This is a genomic window from Polynucleobacter sinensis (assembly GCF_001595985.1).
Lineage (GTDB): Bacteria > Pseudomonadota > Gammaproteobacteria > Burkholderiales > Burkholderiaceae > Polynucleobacter > Polynucleobacter sinensis.
This window is the reverse complement of sequence record NZ_LOJJ01000003.1, coordinates 206,347-224,648: the sequence shown is the minus strand read 5'-3', so window position 1 is coordinate 224,648 and position 18,302 is coordinate 206,347. Positions and strand designations below refer to the sequence as shown.

The 18,302-nt window shown below is 47.6% G+C and carries 22 protein-coding genes, 1 tRNA gene and 1 pseudogene; 8 read left to right on the top strand and 16 right to left on the bottom strand.

The features are described 5' to 3' along the window. Positions 1–5 precede the first annotated feature (5 nt). On the bottom strand, positions 6–563 hold the full coding sequence (locus AOB49_RS04880; RefSeq protein WP_062308608.1) for a phosphorylase family protein: 558 nt from the start codon (positions 561–563) through the stop codon (positions 6–8). Positions 564–574: 11 nt separating this feature from the next. On the opposite strand from AOB49_RS04880, the gene AOB49_RS04875 reads away from it, so the two are divergent. Beyond that, positions 575–1,093: an adenine phosphoribosyltransferase gene (locus AOB49_RS04875; protein WP_062308606.1), complete on the top strand. Its 519-nt coding sequence runs from the start codon at positions 575–577 to the stop codon at positions 1,091–1,093. Between the two features lie 10 nt (positions 1,094–1,103). Here the strand turns inward: AOB49_RS04875 and AOB49_RS04870 are convergent, their stop codons facing one another. The 11 genes and pseudogenes from AOB49_RS04870 to cysS all read right to left on the bottom strand — a co-directional run bounded on the left by AOB49_RS04870 (position 1,104) and on the right by cysS (position 9,224). After that, positions 1,104–1,385, bottom strand: a complete 282-nt coding sequence (locus AOB49_RS04870) for a YqjK family protein (RefSeq protein WP_062308604.1) — start codon at positions 1,383–1,385, stop codon at positions 1,104–1,106. Positions 1,386–1,392: 7 nt separating this feature from the next. Further along, complete coding sequence (locus AOB49_RS04865; protein ID WP_062308602.1) at positions 1,393–1,764, bottom strand: phage holin family protein; 372 nt, start codon at positions 1,762–1,764, stop codon at positions 1,393–1,395. A 6-nt stretch (positions 1,765–1,770) separates the two neighbouring features. Beyond that, on the bottom strand, positions 1,771–2,106 hold the full coding sequence (locus tag AOB49_RS04860) for a DUF883 family protein (RefSeq protein WP_062308600.1): 336 nt from the start codon (positions 2,104–2,106) through the stop codon (positions 1,771–1,773). A gap of 41 nt (positions 2,107–2,147) precedes the next feature. Further along, positions 2,148–2,609, bottom strand: a complete 462-nt coding sequence (locus AOB49_RS04855; protein ID WP_062308598.1) for a Smr/MutS family protein — start codon at positions 2,607–2,609, stop codon at positions 2,148–2,150. Between the two features lie 43 nt (positions 2,610–2,652). Continuing rightward, positions 2,653–2,949 (bottom strand): hypothetical protein, encoded by a 297-nt coding sequence (locus AOB49_RS04850; RefSeq protein WP_062308596.1) that lies wholly within the window; start codon positions 2,947–2,949, stop codon positions 2,653–2,655. 385 nt (positions 2,950–3,334) lie between these two features. Further along, positions 3,335–3,429, bottom strand: a tRNA-Ser gene (locus tag AOB49_RS04840). A 90-nt stretch (positions 3,430–3,519) separates the two neighbouring features. Further along, entirely contained in the window at positions 3,520–4,770 is a 1,251-nt protein-coding gene (locus tag AOB49_RS04835) for an aspartate kinase (RefSeq protein WP_062308592.1), read from the bottom strand. Positions 4,771–4,864: 94 nt separating this feature from the next. Further along, the gene (gene tilS / locus AOB49_RS04830; protein ID WP_062308590.1) at positions 4,865–6,169 is read right to left on the bottom strand and encodes a tRNA lysidine(34) synthetase TilS; all 1,305 of its coding nucleotides are present in this window, start codon (positions 6,167–6,169) and stop codon (positions 4,865–4,867) included. Continuing rightward, positions 6,135–7,106, bottom strand: coding sequence for an acetyl-CoA carboxylase carboxyltransferase subunit alpha (locus tag AOB49_RS04825; RefSeq protein WP_062308589.1), 972 nt, complete (start codon positions 7,104–7,106; stop codon positions 6,135–6,137). Before AOB49_RS04825 ends, tilS begins: the two co-directional genes overlap by 35 nt. Before the next feature lie 9 nt (positions 7,107–7,115). Then, a pseudogene (locus AOB49_RS04820) lies at positions 7,116–7,754 on the bottom strand (DNA-3-methyladenine glycosylase family protein); the annotation flags it as partial. A 48-nt stretch (positions 7,755–7,802) separates the two neighbouring features. Further along, positions 7,803–9,224 carry a cysteine--tRNA ligase gene (cysS, locus tag AOB49_RS04815; protein ID WP_062308587.1) on the bottom strand — a complete coding sequence of 474 codons (1,422 nt, stop codon included), beginning with the start codon at positions 9,222–9,224 and terminating at the stop codon, positions 7,803–7,805. A gap of 61 nt (positions 9,225–9,285) precedes the next feature. Here cysS and AOB49_RS04810 point away from each other — a divergent pair, with 61 nt between their 5' ends. Genes AOB49_RS04810 through AOB49_RS04800 form a run of 3 tightly spaced genes read left to right on the top strand, consistent with a single transcriptional unit; the run spans position 9,286 to position 11,448 of the window. Continuing rightward, on the top strand, positions 9,286–10,098 hold the full coding sequence (locus AOB49_RS04810) for a tetratricopeptide repeat protein (RefSeq protein ID WP_062308586.1): 813 nt from the start codon (positions 9,286–9,288) through the stop codon (positions 10,096–10,098). Positions 10,099–10,156: 58 nt separating this feature from the next. Further along, entirely contained in the window at positions 10,157–10,660 is a 504-nt protein-coding gene (locus AOB49_RS04805) for a peptidylprolyl isomerase (protein ID WP_062308584.1), read from the top strand. After that, the gene (locus tag AOB49_RS04800; RefSeq protein WP_062308582.1) at positions 10,657–11,448 is read left to right on the top strand and encodes a UDP-2,3-diacylglucosamine diphosphatase; all 792 of its coding nucleotides are present in this window, start codon (positions 10,657–10,659) and stop codon (positions 11,446–11,448) included. The genes AOB49_RS04805 and AOB49_RS04800 overlap by 4 nt, the downstream gene beginning before the upstream one ends. Before the next feature lie 33 nt (positions 11,449–11,481). On the opposite strand, the gene AOB49_RS04795 is transcribed toward AOB49_RS04800, so the two are convergent. After that, the gene (locus AOB49_RS04795) at positions 11,482–12,270 is read right to left on the bottom strand and encodes an inositol monophosphatase family protein (RefSeq protein ID WP_062308581.1); all 789 of its coding nucleotides are present in this window, start codon (positions 12,268–12,270) and stop codon (positions 11,482–11,484) included. A 120-nt stretch (positions 12,271–12,390) separates the two neighbouring features. On the opposite strand from AOB49_RS04795, the gene AOB49_RS04790 reads away from it, so the two are divergent. Continuing rightward, positions 12,391–13,125 (top strand): RNA methyltransferase, encoded by a 735-nt coding sequence (locus tag AOB49_RS04790; RefSeq protein WP_062308579.1) that lies wholly within the window; start codon positions 12,391–12,393, stop codon positions 13,123–13,125. Between the two features lie 32 nt (positions 13,126–13,157). Next, positions 13,158–13,934, top strand: coding sequence for a serine O-acetyltransferase (cysE, locus tag AOB49_RS04785; protein WP_062308577.1), 777 nt, complete (start codon positions 13,158–13,160; stop codon positions 13,932–13,934). 62 nt (positions 13,935–13,996) lie between these two features. Here cysE and AOB49_RS04780 read toward each other — a convergent pair whose 3' ends face one another. Beyond that, positions 13,997–14,602: an FKBP-type peptidyl-prolyl cis-trans isomerase gene (locus AOB49_RS04780; RefSeq protein WP_062309315.1), complete on the bottom strand. Its 606-nt coding sequence runs from the start codon at positions 14,600–14,602 to the stop codon at positions 13,997–13,999. A 43-nt stretch (positions 14,603–14,645) separates the two neighbouring features. Between AOB49_RS04780 and AOB49_RS04775 the strand changes: the two genes are divergently transcribed. Both AOB49_RS04775 and AOB49_RS04770 read left to right on the top strand, forming a co-directional pair. Continuing rightward, positions 14,646–15,881, top strand: coding sequence for a cupin domain-containing protein (locus AOB49_RS04775; RefSeq protein ID WP_062308575.1), 1,236 nt, complete (start codon positions 14,646–14,648; stop codon positions 15,879–15,881). A 108-nt stretch (positions 15,882–15,989) separates the two neighbouring features. After that, entirely contained in the window at positions 15,990–16,169 is a 180-nt protein-coding gene (locus AOB49_RS04770) for a hypothetical protein (protein WP_062308574.1), read from the top strand. Positions 16,170–16,240: 71 nt separating this feature from the next. Here the strand turns inward: AOB49_RS04770 and bamC are convergent, their stop codons facing one another. Together bamC and dapA are read right to left on the bottom strand one after the other, a co-directional pair. Next, positions 16,241–17,389 carry an outer membrane protein assembly factor BamC gene (gene bamC / locus AOB49_RS04765; RefSeq protein ID WP_082784061.1) on the bottom strand — a complete coding sequence of 383 codons (1,149 nt, stop codon included), beginning with the start codon at positions 17,387–17,389 and terminating at the stop codon, positions 16,241–16,243. Next, on the bottom strand, positions 17,386–18,258 hold the full coding sequence (gene dapA / locus AOB49_RS04760; RefSeq protein ID WP_062308571.1) for a 4-hydroxy-tetrahydrodipicolinate synthase: 873 nt from the start codon (positions 18,256–18,258) through the stop codon (positions 17,386–17,388). The genes bamC and dapA overlap by 4 nt, the downstream gene beginning before the upstream one ends. Positions 18,259–18,302: the final 44 nt, after the last annotated feature.

Below are 18,302 nucleotides of genomic sequence, written 5' to 3'. Positions count from 1 at the left end.
CAATACTAGATCAACTCTTTTAGCTTATGAAGAAACAATTCTTGACCATGATTGACTTTATCGCGCCAATCATCGCCGGAGTTTTCATTAGCGTCATCTGTAATGTATTTAAAGGATTGCCACGGAATGCCAAAGTGATGAGCGCTGGCCGCGATAGCGAAGAGCTCCATATCAACCACATCGACACCTTGTTCTAATAACCAAGGATCATGAGCGGTAACAAAACTATCCCCGGAGCCACAGACATGCTTGCCACCAATCGAAAAATACTCATGCGGCTTAGTGCAATAGGGAGTTCGCCCTCTAGGCGCCAAAGGCTCGGTCACCATATCGCGCTGAAGCACCCTACCAATCTCGAGTAAACCAGTCAGCCCGGGATTTATCCCGCCCGCAGTGCCAAAATTCAACACCCTCTTTGGCTCATATTCATGCATTGCTTTATAGCTAGCAATGGCTGCATTAATCTTGCCAATCCCACAGTAGACAATCTTAATCTCAGGCGGCAACTCGCCTGACCCCAGTTCGGATTCCAATGCGGTGATAATGAGTAGATCAGTTTTCATAATGGCAAAAAATGAATTTATTAGATTATCTACCCGGAGTACCAGACTTTCCAAAGCCTGGGATTTTATTTAGAGATATCTCTCCTCTACTTGCCAATCCAGCGGCATTCCGAGAGGCGGTACTGCAATTGGAGGCCTTGACCAAACACTTCGACTATACCCATATTCTAGGAATTGAATCTCGTGGCTTCATCTTTGGGTCGGCCTTAGCGCACCATGCCCATAAAGGGCTAGCTTTGGCCAGAAAACCCAATAAGCTACCGCTCGCTAGCCATCGAGAGTCTTATGGCCTGGAATATGGCTCAGACTCTCTAGAACTTCAACAATCAACTCTACCAGCCGATGCCAAGGTACTCATCCTTGACGATGTACTTGCCACTGGGGGGACCATTATTGCGGCAAGCCAATTATTGGAAAAGGCAGGGTTTGAGGTAGCAGGTGCGCTCACTTTTCTAGAAATAGCGGATTTGCATGGCGGGGATGCACTTCGTCAAAAAGGCATTGCCAATTATGCGGTGCTAATAGCGTAAGACTTCAATCTTAAATCAGATTTTTGGCACTTTTCAGTAGCTTCATTGCGCCCCAGCCTACTGCTAGCGCCTTACTAGCCAACTTGGGGCGGTAATGCGCCAAAACAGCAAAAGCGCTAGTCCACAGCACGGGATTGCTTTTTAAAAAATGAAAGGCGTCCATCCCTTTATCCGCCCACGATAGAGGTTTTTCCAGGGGCTCAAAGTGCGCCGCAAACTCTTCGCGCTCTTTTGCGGCCTTTGCTTGCAATTGACGCTGCCGCGCCTCTAAATCTCCCAGAGTCTTACTCATCAAGCGATCACCGTTTACTCAACTCTTGGCGATCTTTACTCAATTCAGTAATAGTCGCTTCAAAAAGTTTTGGCATAGTCTTTAATGAACGTAGCACCACAAGCGCCAGAATAAGGCCGACCGCCAAAAATCCACTAGTCAGTAAACTCAGTGCCAACATGCGATCACTCTCCCAGCTATAAATCACAATCAGCAGAGCTAGCATGACTAAACCAAAGAATAAGAAGAATAAGGTGAAGATCACCATCACCAAAAGACTCAGAAACTTAGTGCGTGCAATCTGCACATCCGTAGAAATTAATTCCAGGCGGGTTTGCGCTATGGAGGCTCCAGTGGAGACTAGATTCTTCAGCGCGGATAGAAGATTTTCTTGTGACATAGCAGCTTAACGACGACCAATAAAAAGGCCAATCAATAGACCCAACCCAGCGGCTACGCCCACCGCTTCCCAAGGATTGCGATGCACAAACTCATCTGTACCAGTAGCAATCACTTTAGCCTTTTCTGCGACAGTACTCTCGACCGAAGAAAGGCTTTCTTTAGCATTAGCAAGGGTATCAAGGGCTTTTGAACGAATCGCACTGAGCGCTCCATCCTCCTGATGAGCGGTAGCCTTAATTAGCTCCTCAGCATCAGCCATCAAAGCCTTAAAATCTCCAATCAAGTGCTCGGTACTAATTTGAAGATCCTCGTGAACTGCTGTAGATTTTTTAGCGGTCATCACCACTCCTCGCCTATAAAGATTCGCTCAATGAGCCTATTCTAAGCAATTCTGGCATGAGAGCCCAGTATTAATACCGTCATTCCTGCATTACCTTCTTTAAAGTGCTTTAGGTGTGATTTCAGACTAGGTCTTCGACGTAGCAGAGCATGATAGGCCTCAGTACCAAACGCAATTTCCTCTCCAAAACGGTATTCATGGACACGGTCTGAAAAATAATTATTTTCAAGTGCATCATGAATCACCCACTTAATACGGCCGCCCTCGCCGCTAGCGCCATAACCATGAATCACAATCATGACTTTAATGCCAACCTCAGTCGCACGACGTAACGCCAGAGTCAGTCGATCCAATGCCTCTTCAGCCCTAGGATTATCGTGTTTAAGATTGAGGACTAGCGTATCACCATGGGCTTGAGGCATCTCTTCGCTGCCGCACTGACGACAAGCCCCCTGCATGCCCCGAGGATTTCCACACTCAGGACACTCAAATGTATGCGCCATCACTACCTTAGCGCGGTCTTAAGCAGACTGCCGCCAAAATCAATTAAGAACAATATTTCGCTTCCAACGCAGAGGTAGTCGCAACAGAGTCATCAACCATGCGGTTTAAGGTAGCCTGAGCGGCATCTTTATTTTCTTGAACCTTTAAGCTCACATTGATTAGGCTGGCTACATCTTTCCTAATCGATGTATTACCGTAACGCAAGCTCTTCAGAGTAGAAACTGCTTCGGCAGAAATCTTGCATTGCTGACTTACCAATTCCGATGAATCAGATGTCGTGCTCGCATAGGCAAAGGCTGCAACGGATATTGAGGCTACAGCTAATAAAGTTTTTTTCATTTTTATTTCCTTAATTTATGACCGCACGTTGGACAACAACCCGAATCTTTTGCTCTAGTTTTTCTGAGGGCAGCATAGACACTAGATTCTGATATCTCCATCTTTCTAGCAGCTTGAGCTGCGGTCATCCCCTTCCCTATCCAATCTAAAGCTTGATGCGTTTTTGGTATCGCTCTTCTCATTTCACCTCCAGTCCAAGTACTATACCACAGAAGTTGTGAAGTTGTGAACTTTAGTAATGATGTTGTATTGACGTCACGCCAGAATGGAAATGCGAAGGAAAAAGAAAATGACGCCCGCAAAGGACGCCAAGGAAATGAAAGCGAATAAAAATAGAGGGCTAGAAAAGCAAAAGCCCCTTTGGTAAGGGGCTATGCAGTAGTGTTGGCGGAGACGAGAGGATTCGAACCTCCGATCAGAGTTTTAGCCCCGATGCTCCCTTAGCAGGGGAGTGCCTTCGACCAGCTCGGCCACGTCTCCGTATTGATGCTTATACAACGCCCCACAGTTTAACGGATTCCGCAAGCTACAGGGTTTTACAACAATTTTTAGTGCTTTTTGATGCTGTTTTTACTTCTGATCGAGCTCGAAAGCCTTATGCAAAGCACGCACAGCTAACTCCATGTACTTCTCATCAATTACGACTGAAATCTTGATCTCGCTCGTAGAAATCATGAGGATATTGATGCCCTCCTCCGACAAGGTGCGGAACATCTTACTTGCGATACCGACGTGGGAGCGCATACCAACTCCGACCACAGAAACTTTAGAGACCTTAGGATCACCATTAATTTCCTTGGCGCCAATGTGAGACTGAACATTGTTCTTGAGCAAATCCAAAGCTTTTTGATAATCGGCGCGCGGCACGGTAAACGTAAAGTCTGTCTTGCCTTCAAAAGATTGGTTCTGAATGATGATATCCACATCAATATTGGCATCAGCAATAGGACCTAAAATTTGATAAGCGATACCAGGGCGATCAGGAACCCCGAGTACGGTAATTTTTGCTTCATCACGCGCAAAGGCGATGCCGGAAATAACTGCGGCTTCCATAGTGCTGTCCTCTTCAAATGTAATCAAGGTGCCCGACTTCATCTCGAGATCTAAGGGCATCAATGGATCTGTCAGTGATGACAGAACACGGGTTTTAACTTTGTACTTACCAGCAAATTCAACCGAGCGAATCTGCAATACCTTTGAGCCCAAACTAGCCATCTCCAGCATTTCTTCAAAGGTAATCTTGTCTAAGCGACGCGCGTCTTCGCAAACACGCGGATCTGTTGTGTATACGCCATCGACATCGGTGTAAATGAGGCACTCATCGGCCTTTAATGCTGCAGCCATAGCAACAGCGGAAGTATCGGAACCGCCGCGGCCCAATGTGGTGATGTTGCCATGAGGATCTACCCCTTGGAAACCAGTAACCACAACAGCGCGACCTGCATTGAGATCAGCTAATATTTTTTTATCATCAATACTCTTGATGCGCGCTTTAGTAAAAGAAGAGTCGGTATGTACTGTTACCTGCCATCCAGCATAGCTAACAGCGTCGATACCTTCGCGTAGCAATGCCAAGGCCAGAAGCCCCGAACTCACCTGCTCACCGGTAGAGGCGATTTGATCAAGCTCGCGTGGATTGGCATCGGGATTAATGTCCTTTGCTAGACCAAGCAAGCGATTGGTTTCACCAGACATAGCCGAAGGTACCACCACCACTTGGTGACCTGCCCGCATCCATTTGGCAACGCGTTTCGCAACATTCTGAATGCGCTCAACCGAGCCCATTGAGGTGCCGCCATATTTATGAACGATAAGAGCCATAAAAACTGTCGAAAAATCTATTTACAGGCAATTTCTTAACTAAGACATTGCCAAGGGTCTAAAAGGGGCTTATTTTACAGGGTTTTTGCTGACGCTAAGGCTTCTCCAGCCACCGAGGAAAGACTCGCTTTCCAGAAGATACTAAATGAGGGTAACTAACCCCCACCCCTGCCACGGCAACCAACTCTCCATCGAGATACAGCAAAGGCGTTTGACGCTCCCATGGGGAAATGTCACCCTCCTGAAAAAGGTTCTTCAGGGTTTTGCGTGGTGTATTCGCTTTGATTTGGATTTTTTCAGCACCCTGGCGCTGCCTTTGCTCGATGAGGCCATTCTGATGGCAATGGGCCACCCATTGGGCTGATAGGCCAAGTTTCTTACTGTTGGCGGGTATAGACTCAAAAACCCACTCCCCTGCTACTGATTTCGCTACCTGCAAGAGACCGCGCCATAGACGAATACTGGCAGCATCATGTCGCCACTCCAGCTGGGAATCTGCCTTAACCGCAAGCAGGTCCCGCCACCATGAATCTAGGCGCTCTTGAGAGGGCATAGCTAGCCCGCTCATCCTTAACCAATATCGCATCAAGTTATTAGCTGCCGGCAAATCACGCTTTGCTAACTCAATAAAAGGTTTTAGCTTTAATGCTGCATCTTGAAGAATTGCCTCACCATCTATAGCAGCCAAGCGATCAAGCAATTTTTGCGACTGTGCCAAGAGTTCAGCGCTACGAGCTAAGTTCGCGATTGCCTCGGGTTGAATTTTTGCCAGCCTAGGAATGATTTGTTTACGAATCGCATTGCGACGGTACAGCACGCTTTGATTGGAGGGATCTTCAACCCACCGCAATCGATGTTGCTTGGCATAAGCCTCCAGATCAGACCGACTTTGATTGAGAAGTGGTCGCCATAGCGAAATTGACTGGCCCAAACTTGTCATCATGCGCTGCTCCGGCATACCAGAAAGACCCGCTACACCAGCCCCACGTAATAATTGGAGAAGGACTGTTTCTGCTTGATCATTTTGATGATGAGCCAGCATGAGGTCTTCAATCTCATGATCTGCGCAAAGATCGGCTAGAGCCTCATAACGCGCAGCTCGTGCTCTTGCCTCTATATTGCCCTGTGATTTATCAGCAAAATGCAAGAGACGAAAGTCAAATTGCACCCGATACTTTTTGGCAAGCTTTTCGCAAAACTCAAGCCACTGATCAGCAGGCTTTTGTAGTCCGTGATGAATGTGGAACACCCAAATTTCAGAAATGATTGCTGTGTTTGCCTGCGCAGCCTTGCAAACAGTGTCGAGCAATACAACCGAATCTAAGCCGCCGCTAAGGGCAACTGCAATCCGCTTGATTGGCTTCTTAGGACTTGGCTTCGATTTCCTTGAACTTGCCATAGCTCATTAGACGCTCATGGCGACGCTCAAGTAACGCATCGACCTTCATGCCATCAAACGTTTTCAAGGATTCAGACAAGGCTTTGCGCATATTACTCATCATAGTGTCGTAATCACGATGCGCTCCACCTGTTGGTTCGGCGACAATTTTGTCAATCAAACCCAGCGCCTTTAAACGTTGTGCGGTAAGACCCAATTGCTCTGCAGCTTCCGGTGCTTTTTCTGCCGTCTTCCACAAAATAGAGGCACAGCCTTCTGGAGAGATAACGGAGTATGTCGAGTTTTGCAACATCAAGACTACATCACCCATCGCAATTGCCAAGGCGCCACCTGAGCCACCCTCACCAATAATCGTAGCAATGATGGGTACTTCAAGCTCTGCTTGAACATAGAGATTATGGCCAATCGCCTCTGATTGGTTACGCTCTTCCGCATCAATTCCCGGGAAAGCACCTGGCGTATCTACGAATGTAAATACGGGTAACTGGAATTTTTCCGCAAGGCGCATCAAGCGCTTAGCCTTGCGATACCCCTCTGGACGACTCATACCAAAGTTACGCAATGCACGCTCCTTGGTATCGCGCCCCTTTTGATGGCCAATCACCATGCAAGCCTGACCATCAAATCGGGCTAAACCAGCAACAATGGATTGGTCGTCTGCAAAATTACGATCGCCATGTAGTTCATGAAAATCGGTGAATAAGGCGCTCACATAATCTAAGGTGTAAGGACGCTGTGGATGACGGGCAACTTGGGAAACCTGCCAAGGTGTGAGATTGGCATAAACATCTTTAGTAAGTTGCTGACTTTTTTCAGTGAGCGTTTTGATCTCATCAGAGATATCTACTGATGATTCATCTTGCACAAATTGCAGCTCTTCAATCTTTGACTCTAGTTCAGCGATTGACTGCTCAAAATCCAGGAAAGTCGTTTTCATAGGGTAATTTTAATATTCAACGGGGATGGGGTCGATACTTCTCCACATATACCAGGTTGCAACGGTGCGCCAAGGGGCCCAATTTGCGGCCACCTCGCGGGCTTCATGCCTACTGACAGGCTCTCCGCTGAAGTAATTCAAGGAAATCGCCTTAATTAGACCCACATCGTCTAGGGGGAGGATATTAGGGCGAACCATGTTGAAAATCAGGAACATTTCAGCGGTCCAGCGCCCAATCCCCCGAATTTCGGTCAATTCTTTAATAATGAGCTCATCTTCCATGCCCTTCCACTGATTGGCATGCAAGCGCCCAGAAACAAAGTGTTCGGCTAAATCTCTAATGTATTCGACCTTACGACCAGACAAACCAGCCGCACGGAGCTCATCAACCGTTAGTGCCAATATGTTTTTCGGTGTAACCCTCTTTTTGAGAGTCAGCAACACCTTATTCCAGACTGACTGCGCCGCTGCTACAGAAATTTGCTGCCCAACAATTGACCGAGCAAGAGTGCTAAAGGGATCTCCGCGCGTCATTAAAAAGCCTGGACCAAGCTTGGGAATCAGTTTTTTAAGAATACGGTCCTGCTTCATGAGCTCGGCACATGCCTGCTCCCAATAATCTGGGGCTATTGCTTCAATCATCGGCTGATCTGCCACTTCTTTACTCAAAATAAATCCACTCGCTACCTTAATACGTTAACTGCGACGCCATTCGGTCACTCCGCCTGGTCGATCCTCTAATACTACGCCCTGCTCTAATAATTCCTTACGAATTAAATCGGCTTTGGCAAAATCTTTTGCTAACTTAGCCGCCACACGTGCGGCAATCTGCGTCTCAATTTGCTCAGCCGTTAAAGTCGCGCCATCACCGCGAGATCCTGCTTGTAAAAATACAGTGGGATCGCGTTGTAAAAAGTTCAGAGTATTGGCAAGCGCCTTTAAGGTGCTCGCCAGCTGAATTTTTTCATCGCCTTGAGCACGATTGACCTCGCTTGCTAAATCAAACAGAACTGCAACTGCTTCAGGCGTATTGAAGTCATCATTCATGGCCTGGGTAAAGCGCTGCACCCATGGAGACTGAGCATCCAAAGGTAAGGACTGTGCTGGCGCTTGAGCCAATGCGGTGTAGAGACGAACCAGGCCAGCGCGAGACTCCTCTAGCTGAGTATCACTGTAATTTATGGGGCTGCGGTAGTGAGCGCGCAGCATGAAAAATCGCAAGACTTCTGAATCAAAACGCTTGAGTACGTCACGAATTAAGAAAAAATTTCCAAGAGATTTGGACATCTTTTCTTCATTTACCCGAATATGACCGTTATGCATCCAATAGTTCACCATTGGTTGGTCTCGGGCTGTATGGGACTGACCGTACAAAGCTCCCTCGCTTTGCGCGATCTCGTTTTCATGATGAGGAAATTGCAGATCCGCACCACCACCATGAATATCAAAATGCTCGCCCAGCAAATCACAGGACATCGCTGAACATTCAATATGCCAACCAGGCCGCCCTTCACCCCAAGGGGAAGCCCATCGAGTATCTGCAGGCTCTTCTGGTTTGGCGCTTTTCCACAAGACAAAATCCAATGGGTCCCGCTTACCGCCACCAATAGCAACGCGCTCACCCGCATTGAGCTCATCTAAAGACTTACCAGAGAGACGCCCGTACTCAGGAAACAAACGCACTGCAAAGTTCACATCTCCATCATCACCTTGGTAAGCCAACTCTTTCTCAATGAGCTTACCAATCATCCCTTGCATTTGTTGAATGAAATCAGTGGCGCGAGGCTCTTGATCGGGGTGCATTAAACCCAATTCATCGGAATCAGCATGCATAGCATCGATGAAGCGCTGGGTCAAAGCAGCAATTGGCTCGCCATTTTCCACGGCGCGCTGAATAATTTTGTCGTCAATATCGGTAATATTGCGCACGTATGTGACCTCATAGCCGCTAGCTCTCAACCAGCGCACCACCATATCAAATACGATCATGACTCGAGCATGGCCAATGTGGCAAAAGTCATAAACCGTCATGCCGCAGACATACAACTTCACTTTGCCTGGCTCGATGGGCTTAAAGATCTGCTTTGAACGACTGAGGGTGTTATAGATTTGCAGCATAAAGGGCTATAAAGGTGGGCAAGTAGCGCCAATTTGTTAGACTGAGCGCTGAGTATATCGAATGAGCCAGTTTTCTACCCTTCCCAATATGCAAGCCACCCGTTTTGTACGACTTTCAGCCCTTTTTGGGGTATTGAGCCCGCTTCTCATGCTATTGGCCTTGGGTGCTTGCAGCACACCGGGTCAGCAATTGGCGGAAGCAGAAATCCAGGCGCTGAATACAGCCTCCCCTCCAGGCAATACCCCGGCGCCCTATGTTGGCTCTTATGGCCCCATGGATCCGCCACGACTAGCAGGTAGCAACTCAGGATTCGATCAATTTAATCCAGAACTTTCAGACTCTGTAGCGGTCCCCTTTTTATCCTTTTTAATCATCGAACCCGACCCTGTGACAAAAAATGCGGTTCCGTCTGATGTAGAAAAGCTGGTCAAAGCCAAAAAATATCCAGAAGCGATTGATCTCATTAATCAACAACTCAAGAAGACCCCGCGCAACGTACAACTGCGCTACGTCAAAGCACGCCTACAAATAGAATTGCGTCAAACGGATCAGGCCAAAAAGACATTGATTGAAATTACCCAACAATTTCCAGAGCTACCAGAGCCCTACAACAACTTAGCAGCACTTGCGGCCAATCAGGGCAATTGGATTGAAGCAAGAGATTATTTAGAGCTTGCGCTGAAATTACGCCCTAGCTACGCGATTGCCTCGGCTAATTTAGGCGAAGTATATGTACGTCTTGGCGCAGGCGCCTACGAAGATGCAGCCAAGAATTCACAACTGAATCAACGCCAATACAATAATCGCGCAAAGGCTTTATTGGAGATTGTGCAAACCCCTAAACGAGGCGGGGCACCCACCCCCAGCAAGTAAAGTATTCGATTCCCCATTTTTTTATTAACCCATTAGAAATTAGAAAGTAGATTCCATCATGGCCAAAGTTCTTCTGAAAACCAATAAGGGTGATATCACCCTCACGCTCGACGCCGTTAAAGCACCAAAGAGTGTTGCGAATTTTTTACAGTACGTTAAGAGCGGTCATTACGATGGCACCATCTTTCATCGTGTGATCGACAACTTCATGATTCAAGGTGGTGGCATGATCGCTGGTATGAAGCAAAAACCTACTGGCGCTGAAATTGAAAATGAAGCAAATAATGGTTTAAAGAACGAGCGTGGCACTGTAGCCATGGCGCGAACCAGTGATCCTCACTCCGCCACTGCACAATTTTTCATTAACGTGAATGACAATGATTTCTTGAACCACACTGCACCAAATGCACAAGGCTGGGGTTATGCCGTTTTTGGCAAAGTCACTGATGGACTTGATGTAGTCGACGCCATTCGCAGGGTGAAGACTGGCAGCTCCGGATTTCATCAAGATGTTCCCACTGAAGATGTGGTGATTGAGAAGGCCAGCGTTCTCGAAGAATGATGCCGTCATACGCGAGCGCTCTGCTCATCTCCGACCTGCACCTTACGCCGTCAATGCCTTTAACGGCGCAGCGCTTCTTTGACTTCTGTGAAAAAGATGCTCCGAAGGTACAAGCAGTATTCATTTTGGGCGACCTCTTTGAGTACTGGGTTGGTGATGATGCAGCCCTTCACTCGCCGTTCCAGCAAGAGGTCAGACGCGCTCTGGCCACCCTTTCTACCAAGGTAAAAGTTTTTTATATTCACGGCAATCGCGACTTTTTACTGGGTCAGGATTTCCTCAATAAAACAGGCATGACTGCGCTTGCCGATCCAAGCAAAATTAGTGTCGCCGATGCTGAGTACGTCATTTGTCATGGGGACTCACTCTGCACAGCAGATGTGGGGTATCAAGTCTTTCGCGCGTGGACGCGCAAAGTCTGGGCTCAGAAATTGTTCTTGAAACTGCCATTACGTTGGCGGCGCTCTATTGCGAATCACTTACGTAGCAATAGCACCGCGCAGTATCAACGCATGACGCCAGCTTCAGCGCAAACCAAAACCAATGTCACCTTGGCAGCTTGCGCAGCTGTATTACGCGATCAGTCTGGTGTCAATTTGATTCATGGACATACACACTTATCCGCCCATCATCATGAGACTTTCCAAAATCAAGAATGGCAAAGATGGGTTCTATCCGACTGGGACTTAGACCATCCCGAGAGTGGTCGTCCTAGAGCAAGCGCACTACTCATAGATGCCAATGGCGCACGTTTCGCCGATTTGATTAAAAACTCAGGATCCCTATAGTTCCCTCGGGATCCCGTGAATACTAGTCAGTTTTTAGCAGTTGGAGTATTTAGAAAGACACTGGACCATTTGCGCAAAGATACGTGGATTTGCACACATCACTTCACCGCTTTGCAAATACCCTTCTTCACCACGATAGTTGCCAATGAGGCCGCCAGCTTCAGTAATCAGTAAAGCACCTGCAGCCATATCCCAAGGTTTAAGATCGCTCTCAAAAAAACCATCGTAACGCCCTGCAGCGACATAGGCGAGATCAAGGGAAGCGGCACCAGGACGACGAAGTCCAGCGCACTGTCGAGACATATCAGCAAAGATCTTTAAATATTTTTCGAGATCTTGATCTTCACGATAAGGAAAGCCCGTACCGAGTAAAGAATTTGCTAAACGGTCTTGTGTAGCCACACGCAAACGCCGGCGATCCAAATAGGCACCAGCGCCACGAGTTGCAGTAAATAGTTCATCACGGTTTGGGTCATACACCACCGCTTGCTGAGTCACGCCATTCACAGACAGTGCGATAGAGATCGCATATTGCGGAAATCCATGGATAAAGTTGGTAGTGCCGTCCAATGGATCAATGATCCAAACATTTTCTGCGTCGGCATTTTGTGCGCCAGTTTCTTCAGCCAAAAAACCATGGCTTGGATAGGCCTCGCTCAAAGTTTCAATAATGGCCGCTTCGGCCTGTTTGTCCACCTCTGTAACAAAGTCGTTATGTTGTTTGCGATCAACCTGCAAACGCTCTAAATTAAGCGAAGCTCTATTAATCACGGTTCCGGCACGACGGGCAGCCTTAACGGCCACATTTAACATGGGATGCATAGTATCGATGGACAAATTAAATAAGAACGGGCTCGTTAAATTGCAAACTGCATGACAATATGGAGCGAATACCTTGATTCTAAACGATTACTTCTCTAAACGCTTACTAAGCTAGCCGCCATGAATGCAGAACAAGCCCAGCGATTGCGCTGGGTACTTATTGAAACTAGCCATCCAGGCAATGTGGGTTCGGCAGCCCGCGCCCTCAAAACGATGGGTTTTAGCGATCTGCGCCTCATTAACCCCAAAGTTAGGGGCATTGCCCAACAAGCTGAAGCAGTCGCTTTAGCAAGTGGCGCAGTCGATATCCTTGAGTCTAGCCAGGAATCAAGCTCTTTGGCGGGGGCTGTTCAAGGCAGCCCTCTAGTGCTAGGCCTAACCAGTCGCGACCGTGAGTTTGGCCCCCCAGCCCTTGACTGGGTCGATGCTAGAGGTCTTATTAAAGCAGCAGTAAATGGTGGACAAACAGTATCCCTGCTCTTTGGGCCGGAACGTACTGGACTAGATAACAAGCACCTCTCTCTGTGCACTCACCGTGTTTGGCTAGATGCCAACCCTGCTTACCCCTCCCTGAACCTTGCTCAAGCGATCATGGTTTGCGCCTACACCCTCAGAGAGGCTTTAGCCGATGGCAATGAGAAAGCGCTCAGCGATGTAGCAGCCTATGCTGATCCTGTAGCAGTAGCCGCCATGCTTGAACACTGGCGCCATGGTCTTGAGGCCATAGGCTACTTGGATCCAGCTAACCCCAAGAAACTCATGCCCCGTCTAGAGGCCCTATTTGCTAGAAGCCGCCTGCATCAAGAAGAAATCGATCTCCTGCGGGGAATTGCAAAGCAGATGCTTCTCAAATAATCATTTTGAGGCTTTGCCGTTAAAATCGCTGTATGTTTAATTCGCTTTTCGACCAAGTCGATTCCATCATTGTCCGCGACCCTGCCGCTAGAAATCGCCTAGAGGTCATCACCTGCTATCCAGGCTTGCACGCTGTTTGGATTCATCGTGCATCACATGGTTTATGGAATTTAGGTCTCAAATGGATTGCTCGACTACTTTCGATGGTTTCGCGCTGGATTACCGGTATTGAAATTCATCCTGGCGCAAAAATTGGACGTCGTGTTTTTTTAGATCACGGGCTAGGAATAGTGATTGGAGAAACCACCGAAATTGGGGATGACTGCACTATCTATCAAGGCGTCACTTTAGGTGGCACCTCTCTGTATAAAGGTGTTAAGCGTCACCCCACCCTAGGTAAAGGCGTTGTAATTAGCGCAGGAGCAAAAGTTCTTGGTGGATTTACCGTTGGTGATGGCGCAAGAGTAGGATCAAATGCGGTGGTACTAAAAGAAATTCCGCCTGGCGCTACAGCTGTTGGTATACCAGCGCGTATCTTGCACCCAGATTTGCCTCAAGCGACCAAGCCTGACAGTAAAGCAAAGGAATATTTCTCTGCATATGGCGTTACACCAAATGTCGATGACCCTGTCTCAATGGCTTTAAAAGGTTTAATTGATGCGACTTTAGAGCAAGAAGCCAAAATTGCATCACTTGAAAAAGCGCTTGCGAAACTTACCAATACCTCCGGGATTAGCGAGGAATCAAGCGGTGCTGCAAGTGATACGAAGCGCGATCTAGGCGCTCTCAAGGAATGGCTAAAAGAGTAAACGATAAAGCTATCAACGATAAGGGCGCACTCAGCGCCCTTTTCTTTACTCTCTTATTGGAATTAATGCAGCGTCGGTGAAGCGCCACCTGATCTTGATTGATCCCCGGGGAAATCATCCTCAGAATCTTCATCCGCGTCCATATCATCAGGCATGCCAAAGGTAAAACTTTCGGCACCTTCAGGATGGCGATTTTCAATTTCCTCATCAGTCGCAGCTCGCACGTCCTCGACTTGAACCCAAAAACGCAATGCCATTCCCGCAAGAGGATGATTGCCATCTAACACTACTTGACTATCAGCAACGTCAGTAACGGTATAAATTAAAGGCTCATCATCTACATCAGAGACATGACCGCCATCTTCTGAATCTGCATCGGGCACGCCCTCAAATTGCATACCTACTTCAAGCGGCTCAGGAAAACGCGCGCGAGGTTCAATTTTGAGCAACTCAGGATCGTATTCACCAAACGCCTCATTGGGTTCGAGCTGAATGCTAGCTTCGTATCCAATATCTTGACCGTCTAACAATGTCTCAATCTTAGGAAAAGTTCCCTCATACCCACCGTGCAGGTATACCATCGGAGAATCTGGTTCCTCGATAATGTTATTTTGCGCATCAGTTAACTTATAGCGTAGGGATACAACGGTATTTTTTTCGATCTTCATGCGTAATTCATTCAACATTGTTTAAAACAGTCTTTTTACTCATATGAACTCATTTTACTTGAGCAAGCCTTACAAGCCACCGCACGCCCCCGAAAACCTTCCTCTGGACCTCCCCTGGGCTTTATTAGGCAATCGCAGCCCCACAGAGTTCATGAAATCCTATTGGCATAAGAAGCCTCTATTAGTGCGTGGCGCCATCCCTGCCTTTAGCTTGGCGAAGCAATTAGGCGAACCCCTGGGAAGTGCGATTTCAGCGGCTGAATTATTTGCTATAGCCAATGATGAAAATGTCGAATCAAGACTGATTAAAGCAAAACCCTGGAGTCTTACATCCGGTCCCTTTAAGAAAAAAACCATTCCCGCTTTAAATGCCCAAGACTGGACACTGTTATTGCAGGGTATGGAAGCAAGGCATCCCGCCGCGGCAAAGGTAATTTCCTGGTTCCGTTTTATACCCGATGCCCGATTAGATGATTTGATGATTAGCATTGCAGGACCGGGCGGTGGCGTTGGCCCCCACTTTGACTCATACGATGTCTTTTTGATTCAGATGTCGGGTCGCAGGCGCTGGCGTATTTCGAAGCAAACCGATTTGAGCCTAAATCCAAAGCTCCCCCTAAAAATATTGCAGCACTTTCAGGCTGAGCATGAGTGGGATTTGGAGCCAGGCGATATGCTCTACTTACCCCCTCACGTAGCGCATGATGGCATCGCACTTGATCCAGGATGTCAAACCTGGTCTGTAGGCTTTAGAGCCCAAAGCTACAAGGAATTGCTACAAGAAGGTTTATGGCGCCTGGCAGAACATTTAGAAACTATTCCAGAGCTAGAAGAGCGCTTTGCCGACCCAAAACAGGTTGCCACCAATAGCCCAGAGCAACTGCCAGATGAAATGGTTCAGCAGCTTACTCAAAAGCTGCAGGGACTACACCTTGATCGAGTGGAAAGCTTTTTACCTGGAATTGCCGCTTATCTGAGTGAACCCAAGCCACAAGCCATTTTTAATGGTCCAGAACCCATTCAATCTCCCCTGCAATTTCAGGCCGCTATCACGAAAGGCGTCCTGATCCCGCATCCTCAAACACGCCTTCTCGCCACTGGAAAGACCGTCTTTTGCAATGGTGAGAATATGACCACAGGCCAGAGCAAGGATACCCAGACCGCCTGGAACTCCCTTGCCAGGAAACACTCACTCAGGACTATGAAGCAAGGCAAAATCGACCCTGAAAATAGTCTTTATCAGGCATATATGGCCGGTTGGATCGTTTTCCAACCCTGAGCTGGGAGATGGCTATAATCATTGCTGGAAAGTACCTAAGGGTTTCCCTGTGCAATCCATGCATTTATTACCGGTAACTAATGATAATTTTTTAAGAGGAAATTACAAATGAAGAAGTCACTCGCACTAGTAGCAATGTTGGCAATCGCCTTGGCCGCTTGCGGTAAAAAAGAAGAAGCAAAACCTGTAGAAGCTGCTCCTGCTGCTCCTGCTGCTGCTCCAGCTGCTGACGCTCCTGCTGCTGCACCTGCTGCTCCAGCTGCTCCTGCTGCTGACGCTAAGAAGTAATCTTCTCCTTGAAGAAAAAAAGCCGCTGAAAAGCGGCTTTTTTATTGGCTAAAAATAGCTTACCCGGAAACTTAACGCGCCAACTGCTCTGTAAGCAAGGTAAGGAGTTGCAAGCCGGCGGCAGTATTCTCTGGTTTACCATCCGCATTTTGGACATATACGTTCGATGCATTCTCGCTAGAGGATTTAACCACTACTAAATATTTCTTAGCCTTTAAACCGGATTCATCTTTGCTACTAAAGAGATTGGAGAAGAAACCTTTGGTGTCACCCAAGTCTTTGGGATTCACAAAGCGTACGTAGTAAATACCGTTTGAGCGATTGCGATCTTCGACAGTGAAGTTTGAGCGATCCAGCGCAAGACCAACATCACGCCAAGAGCGATCAAATCCAGCAGCCATCTCAATGTGCGCAGTATTCACGCCCTCTTGAACCAACTTCGCTTTAGGAGTCTTGGGGCCCAAAGGTACTGCAACTTGAGCCTTGGCCTGCTCTTGAGTCATCCCTAGGCGCTCCATCAAGCGCGCCAAAAACACCGCCTCTAACTCTGGATCATTCGGACGTGGTGTCCAAATAGTAGAAATACATGCGCCAGAATTATCGGTAGTACATTTTTCAATTGCGCCCCGCTGGGTAATATAAATCTCGGTTTCACCTGGCTTAGAAACTTCCAAACGAGTTTTGTACTTATCGCGCTCGCCAGTATCGTAGATCGAATCAAGCGCACCACCAACAAGTGTTCGAATGAAGTCTTGAGAAATCTTAGCGCGGTTCTCGGCCCAGTCAGTCTCCATAATCCCGGTAGATGGTGAATCGATCACCAATAAGAAACCATTCTCTTGCCAGAAATCTTTAATCTGAGGATATAACTCTGGGGCTGGCTTTTCCACAACCAACCATCGACGTTCTCCGTCACGAGCGATACGCATGCCAGGAATGCCTGTCATCACATTTTTGCGCGCCTGAACAGATTTTTTCACAGCGGCGTTGTACTCAGACATCGTCGCCGAGCCATCCTGAACAATGTAACGACGGTCGGCCTGGGCCGTAATTAAGTCAGGGGGGTAAGCCAAGTTTGGACCGCGAACTGCACCTGCACTCTTGTAATCAACGGTATCACTTGTGGTAACCGACTTGCATGCAACAAGGGATGTAGTTGCCATAGCAAGAATAAGTACAGTAGCGCTATGCTGCCGCAAGAGTTGCATCAAATTCATCATAGTAAGCCGGCCTGTTTCATTGCTATCTTTAAAGGTTCACGCAAAGCAACGCTCAAAGGGGTTAAAGGTAAACGAATTCCAGCAGTAATTTTTCCCATTTCATGAAGGGCCCATTTCACTGGTATTGGATTTGCCTCGGTAAACATGGCCTTATGAACAGCCAGTAATTGATATTGAATTGCACGCGTCCTCACCACATCATCTGACATAGCAGCTTGACATAAATCATGCATCAGGCGAGGCGCGATGTTTGCGGTAACCGAAATATTGCCCTTACCACCCATAAGCATCAGCATGGCGGCGCTTAAGTCGTCACCAGAAAACACAGAAAAGTCTGCATGGCCGGCACGCTTCAGATCAGCAAGCAATAAAGTACCGCGTTCGATACTACCAGTCGCATCTTTAATTCCAATCACGCCTGGAACTCCGGCTAAACGGACAACTGTTTCGCCAGCCAAATCCGCAACGGTTCTGCCAGGAACGTTATAAAGAATCACTGGGAGATCAACCGACTCCGCAATTTTCTTGAAATGGGCATACATTCCCTCTTGAGTCGGTTTGTTGTAGTAAGGCACCACTTGAAGACTCGCGTCAGCACCAACTGATTTGGCAAACTGAGTGAGTTCAATTGCCTCGGTAGTTGAATTTCCACCAGTACCGGCGATTACTGGAATGCGTCCAGCAATATGATCAACCGTAGCTTTAACGAGTTCGCAATGCTCTTCAACGGAAACCGTTGGGGACTCACCGCTAGTGCCTACAATCACAATCCCATCAGAGCCCTCAGCAACATGCCAATCCAATAAAGAGCGTAATGCTGGAAAGTCCAGGCTGCCATCTTCAAACATTGGGGTGACGATAGCCGGCATACTGCCAGCGATGGGCTTTTTACTACCGTAGGATTGAGCTTTAT